This window comes from Clostridium sp. UBA2485 (assembly GCF_002341865.1).
Lineage (GTDB): Bacteria > Bacillota > Clostridia > Clostridiales > Clostridiaceae > Clostridium_J.
This window is the reverse complement of the sequence record NZ_DDOV01000038.1, coordinates 49,636-56,290: the sequence shown is the minus strand read 5'-3', so window position 1 is coordinate 56,290 and position 6,655 is coordinate 49,636. Positions and strand designations below refer to the sequence as shown.

4 protein-coding genes, 1 pseudogene and 1 other annotated feature are annotated in these 6,655 nt (G+C 28.3%); of the genes and pseudogenes, 4 read left to right on the top strand and 1 reads right to left on the bottom strand.

Annotated elements, in window-relative coordinates; all coding sequences use genetic code 11:
- Positions 1 to 155: 155 nt before the first annotated feature.
- From B3603_RS06910 to B3603_RS06900, 3 genes are all read left to right on the top strand, one after another.
- Complete coding sequence (locus B3603_RS06910) at positions 156 to 1,295, top strand: DHHW family protein (RefSeq protein ID WP_291562411.1); 1,140 nt, start codon at positions 156 to 158, stop codon at positions 1,293 to 1,295.
- Positions 1,296 to 1,397: 102 nt separating this feature from the next.
- Entirely contained in the window at positions 1,398 to 1,880 is a 483-nt protein-coding gene (locus B3603_RS06905; protein ID WP_291562408.1) for a hypothetical protein, read from the top strand.
- A gap of 100 nt (positions 1,881 to 1,980) precedes the next feature.
- Positions 1,981 to 2,847 (top strand): tRNA 2-thiocytidine biosynthesis TtcA family protein, encoded by an 867-nt coding sequence (locus B3603_RS06900; RefSeq protein WP_291562404.1) that lies wholly within the window; start codon positions 1,981 to 1,983, stop codon positions 2,845 to 2,847.
- A 64-nt stretch (positions 2,848 to 2,911) separates the two neighbouring features.
- On the opposite strand, the pseudogene B3603_RS06895 reads toward B3603_RS06900, so the two are convergent.
- Positions 2,912 to 4,270, bottom strand: a pseudogene (locus tag B3603_RS06895) (YjiH family protein).
- A gap of 293 nt (positions 4,271 to 4,563) precedes the next feature.
- Positions 4,564 to 4,831: a binding site (T-box leader), on the top strand.
- A gap of 133 nt (positions 4,832 to 4,964) precedes the next feature.
- On the opposite strand from B3603_RS06895, the gene lysS reads away from it, so the two are divergent.
- A complete protein-coding gene (lysS, locus tag B3603_RS06890) occupies positions 4,965 to 6,485 on the top strand; it encodes a lysine--tRNA ligase (protein ID WP_291562401.1) in 1,521 nt (506 codons plus the stop codon).
- Positions 6,486 to 6,655: the final 170 nt, after the last annotated feature.

Below are 6,655 nucleotides of genomic sequence, written 5' to 3'. Positions count from 1 at the left end.
AAAACTAATTTCAACAATAATTATCAATTGTCCATTTTCAATTCTCCATTGATTAAAGTTATGAATTAGAATATTTAATGATGTAGCTATATTAGGCTATATATTAATTCTTAAGATAGTTTATATATATGTTCACTTTGAAAGAGGTGTTTTTCTTGAATAGATATGACAAAATATATAAATATATTATGGCAATATTGCTTTTATTATTTATAGGTCTTATGGTGACTTTAAACATATTAGCTCCTAATAAGAAATTTTCCGATTCGGAAAATAGAAACTTAGAGCAACTACCAAAGCTTTCATTTAAAAATCTTATGGGTGGAAAGTTTACCTCAAGTTATGAAAAATATATTTCTGATCAATTTGCTTTAAGAGATTTTTGGATAGGAGTTAAATCTGATACGGATAGAGCTATAGGAAAAAAGGAAAATAATGATGTTTACTTAGGTAAAGATGGTTTTTTGATTCAAAAATTTAATAAACCAGAAGATAAGGATTTAAAGGATAAAGTAGAAACAATAAATTCTTTTGACAACTTAACACCTAACATTAATAAATATTTTATGCTAGTACCTACTGCTGTTGAGATATTAGAAGATAAGCTTCCTAACTATGTCTCAGATAGTAATGAGCTTACATATATTGATAAAATTAAAAAATCTATAAATAATGATATAAATTTTGTTGATTTATATGATACTTTAAGTTCGAAAAAAGATGAGTACATATTTTATAAAACAGATCACCATTGGACAACAAAAGGTGCATATTATGCATATGGTGAACTAAGTAAGAAGATGGGGATTACTCCAAAGGGAGAAGAATACTTTAATATACAAAAAGTTACAGATGAATTTTATGGATCATTGTATTCAAAGGGTGGTTTTAGACATTTAAACCCTGACAGTATTGAATTATATTTACCAAAGGATGATGAAAAATATAAAGTAGAGTATTTAGGTGAAGATAAAAGCTATGAATCTCTTTACGATATGAATAATATCAATAAAAAAGACAAATATACAGTATTTTTCAATGGAAACCATCCATTAATTAAAATAACAACTAATAAGGGGGAAGGAAGAAAGCTATTAGTGGTTAAAGATTCTTATGCAAACAGCTTTATCCCTTTTTTAACATCCCATTTTAGTGAGATTTATATGGTAGACCTTAGATATTATAATGATGGTCTAAATACATTAATACAAGAAAATCAAATAAATGATATGTTAATACTTTATAATGCAAATACTTTTTTTGAAGATCCATCTATAAAGAATTTATCTGAATAAATAAACAGCCATCTATGNNCATAGATGGCTGTTTATTTATTGCAAGGTATTGGAAATAATGGGTATTGGCTATATAATATTTATGGTTAATAGGAGGAGATTATGAATAGAAGGCTTAAAAAAGAAACCTTTGTTATTTTAGCAATAGGAGCATTCATATTAGCTTGCACTATAATTTTTAACATCCTAAACTATCCAAGTAAATCCAATGTTATGAGTAAACATGATAGATATAGTACATTATTTTATAATTCAAAGGATAAGGAAACAGAAGAAAGTATTAGCTTTAATAAATTTACTGGAGTTAGAACAATAATAGAAATTAATGCAAGTAAAGGTAGTAAAATAACCTTAGACTATAATTCCAAAATAGTTCAAGGTAAATTTAATATTGCACTTTTAGATAATAATTATAAAATTATAGATATGCTTCAAGAGAATAAAAAGGGAAGTAAAGAAATTGAAATAAAAGAATCAGGTAGATATTTAATTAGAATTGTTGGAAAGAAAGCAAAAGGTGATGTAGAAACTAATATAGCTTCAGAAAACAACATAAGGATTATCCACGGTAATTTTTGGGATTAATATTTATGTGTCCATTTATATATTCTATTTAGTTATTACTTTCCAAAGACAAAAACCATTATTGATGATATAATATTTTCGTGAAAAGAGAGGTGATAGCATGAGCGAGATTGCAGGAAGTGGTTGCGAGGTTTTAATTCCTTTTAATGAAAGAAAGCCACTTGAAGAAATTGAGCGTAGTCTTATTAAAAAATATAGAAAAAGCATATGGTCTAAATTTATTAAAGCAATAAAAGATTATAATTTAGTTGAAGAAGGGGATAAAATCGCCGTAGCTATATCTGGTGGTAAAGATAGCTTAGTTATGGCTAAGTTATTTCAAGAGCTTAAACGTCATGGACAGATGAATTTTGAGCTAGAGTTTATTGCTATGGACCCTGGTTATCATAAAAATATTAAAGAGTTACTAATTGATAATTGTAACTATTTAAATATTCCAGTTCATATTTTTGAATCTGGTATTTTTAAAATTGTAGATGATATTGCTAAGGATTATCCTTGTTACATGTGTGCAAGAATGCGTCGTGGAGCATTATATTCAAAAGCACAAGAGTTAGGTTGTAATAAGCTTGCATTAGGACATCACTTTAATGATGTTATAGAGACTACACTATTAAATGTCCTTTATGCAGGAAACTATAAAACTATGCTTCCTAAGTTAAAAGCTGCAAATTTTGAAGGATTAGAGTTAATTCGTCCTCTTTATTATGTAGAGGAATGTTATATTCAAAAGTTTACTCAAAGTAGTGGTATATGGCCATTAAACTGCGCATGTATGGTTGCAGCTAAGAAAATTGGAAATAAACGTTTTGAAATTAAGGATCTAATTGCAGAATTAAAGAAAAACTTTAATGACGTAGATAAATCCATATTTAGATCAGCACAAAATGTGAATATGGATGCTATTTTAGGATGGCAAAAAGATGGAGAAAAACATTCTTATTTAGATTTTTATGATGAAGAATAAGATATCTTTAAATAATAAAATCCTAGGAAAAAAGCTTCCTAGGATTTATTTAAATATATTATATTTAAAACAATATATGTGCAATCAGTACTATAATTGGTAGAGTTACTATAGTTCTTTCAATAAAGATTATTATTAAATCTTTTATGGAAACAGGAATTTTAGAGCCTATTAGTAATCCACCTACTTCAGACATGTATATAAGTTGTGTTACTGAAGTACAAGCTATAACAAAACGAGTCAAATCACTTTTAATAGTACTTCCTATAACAGTAGGTAGAAACATATCTGCAAATCCTACAATTAAAGTTTGAGAAGCCTCTTTCGCTTCAGGTACTCTTAATAATTCAAGTAAAGGAATAAAAGGCATTCCTAAAAATTTAAATATAGGAGTATATTCTGCAATTATTAATGCTAAAGTACCTATTGCCATAACTATAGGTATAACACCCATCCACATATCTAAAACATTTGTAATACCTTCTGCTAAGACTCCTGTTACACCACTATTTTTTCTAGCTTTTTCAACAGCTTGTTTTAATCCTCATTGAAAAGGAGTAAAGCCTTCAGGAATTTCTTCTTTGATATTTTGCTTATTATCTCCATAATAGGTATCTGGTTTTCTAGATAATGGTGGAATACGTGGTGTTATGATTGCTGCCACAATTCCTGCAAAGGTAACTGTTAAGTAAAATGGTACAAATAGATGACCAAGATTTACTTGAGAAATTACAACAAGACTAAAAGTGATAGATACAGCAGAGAAAGTTGTACCTATTACTGCTGCTTCACGAGTGGTATAAAATCCATCTTCATACTGTTTGCTAGTTAAAAGTACTCCAATGGTACCATCTCCAAGCCATGAAGCAATACAATCTATTGAGGAACGTCCAGGCAGTTTAAAAATAGGACGCATTACCTTAGTTAACAACGTACCAAAAAATTCTAGTAGTCCAAAGTTTAAAAGCAATGGTAAGAACATACCTGCAAATAAGAACACAGAAAATAGGATAGGTAATAAGCTATATAAAAGCAATCCTCCAGTATTTTCTGACCAAATCATTTCGGGTCCTATTTTAAATGCAGTACAAACTGCAAAGATCATAGCAGCAATTCTTGCAATTAACCAAATAGGTGATATATTAAATAATGTATTTAAAAAACTATTTTTTAAGATAAATTTAGGTTTAAATATCTTAGTTAAAATAGTTCCTGTTACAGTTAAACATATGATGACAGTCATAGTAATTGGTAGTATTTCTACAAAATAATTAAGTACAAATTTAGATAATACAGCTACAGGTATAGTAATATCTCCATTGTATAAAATAGGTGTCATAAAGAATAATACCCCTATTAATGATGGAACAATAAAACGTAATAAATCAGCTGAGGAATATTTTCTTTGATTTAAATTTTCCATTAATAAATTTCCTTTCTTATAAAGTTAATAATTATACAAACAATATTTATAATAATACATTATTTTTAATTCGCCAACCCTTATTTGTAATTAATTTTAGATTAATATAAATAAAAATATAAGTATAGAAATAAAATTTGTATAATTATGCAAAATATTCATAATTATAGATTTGTTTAAAATTGATAGAAACAAAGCTTAGAAGAAAAACTATATAATTTAGGAGATTTTATAAAAAAGTTAATTTTCTTATTGACTTTTGCAATTATTCGAATTAAAATAATATTTAAAATATAAAGACTATGAAGAGAAGAGTAGATAAATTAATTGTTGTACAGAGAGCTCCAGTAGGTGAGAGGGAGTGAATAAATTATTTATCGAAAAAAGACTCTGAGTTTCAAGTGGATTTTAACTTGTTAGTTAAAAGTATACTTTGACAGGAGCTCCTGTTATAGAGCTAGGGTATAATCACAGAAATTGTGACGTACTTGAAGAGGTTAATATGGCGACATATTGACAAACTGGGGTGGTACCGCGAAGTTAATTACTCTCGTCCCCAAGACTATTGTCTTGGAGGTGAGAGTTTTATTTTTGACTTTTTTTAATTTTAATAAGGCATCTAAAGTATGCTAGCATACTGACTAGTGACTTTGAGAAGATGTCTAACTTTTAAAAATGAAAGGTGGTATCATTAATGTTTAGAGAATATGAAAATATTGAAGAATTAAGAGAAATAATGAATGACGCAAATGAATTTGTGGTGGAAAGAGTTAAAAAATTAAATGAGTTAATAGAAAGAGGGATAAATCCATATCCATATAGTTTTAAGGAATGTGTTTATTCAAATTATATAATAGACAATTTTTATGATATAAAAGAGGAAGAAGTTTTTACGCTATCAGGAAGAATAATGCTTCTTAGAAGAATGGGAAATGTCACATTTTTGAATTTGAGAGACCAAGAAGGAGATATACAGGTATATCTAAATAAAAATGCATTAGGTAGTGAAACCTATAATTTATTAAAACTTATAGATACAGGAGATATTATTGGTGTAGAAGGTACAGTATTTAAGACTAAAACAGGGGAAATAACAATTAAAGCGAGTGGGTTCACTATGCTTTCTAAATCTATAAGACCATTACCTGAAAAATACCATGGAATTCAAGATATGGATTTAAGACAAAGACATCGTTCATTAGATATGATTATGAATTCAGAGGTTAAGGAAAGATTTATAAAACGTTCAAGAGCTTTAAGCTATATAAGAGAGTTTATGAATAGCATAGGATTCTTTGAAATGGAAACTCCTATTCTTGACACTAAATATGGTGGAGGGGAAGCAAAGCCTTTTACCACCTATGTAAATGCATTAAGCTCTGATGTTTATATGAATGTATCTCCTGAGCTTTATTTGAAAAGGCTTATGGTAGGTGGTGTAGATAGAGTTTACACTATAGGAAGATCCTTTAGAAATGAAGGAATTGACAGAACCCATTACCCTGAATTTACTCTTTTTGAATGTTATATGGCATATGCAGATTATACAGATATGATGAGGCTTATGGAAAATTTATATGAATATGTATTTACTAAAGTAAATGGAACAACAAAGAGTGTCTATGATGGTGTAGAAATAGACTTTAAAGCACCATGGAGAAGAGCTAGAATGTGTGATTTGGTAAAAGAAGATACAGGAATTGATGTAGAGTTTTTATCAAGAGAAGAAATTATAAAAATAGTAGAAGAAAGAGAATTGTTAAGTGAGGAAGCTTTAGAAGGACTAGATATTAAAGATATGACGAAAGGTGATTTAATAATGACTATTTTTGATGAGTATTCAGCTTCAAAACTAGTAAATCCTACTTTTGTAATAGATTTTCCTGTAGAAACTTCACCACTTTGTAAAGTTCATAGAAAAAATTCTGAGTTAATAGAAAGATTTGAACCTTATGCTTACGGAGTAGAGCTTGGAAATGCTTATTCGGAGCTTAATGATGCATTAAGACAGAGAGTACTGCTTCATGACCAAGCGGATAAATTAAGAGCAGGTCTTGAAACAGCAAGTCCTATGGATGAAGAGTTTGCTGTGGCAATAGATGTAGGTATGCCACCAGCAGGAGGACTCGGAATAGGAATTGATAGAATGATAATGTTCTTAACAGGAGCAAATTCTATAAAAGATGTTATTGCTTTTCCACTAGTAAAAAGATAGTAGCTGTTTAGCTCTTATATCCTTAACTTTTTATTTTAATATTTATAGTATATTGTAGATAAAAATCTTAAAATATCATTAATTCTATATAGAATACAAAAAATTAAATTTCTAATATAATTTATTTACTACATTGTTAACATTCTATTGTATTTCCTCATTATACTGAG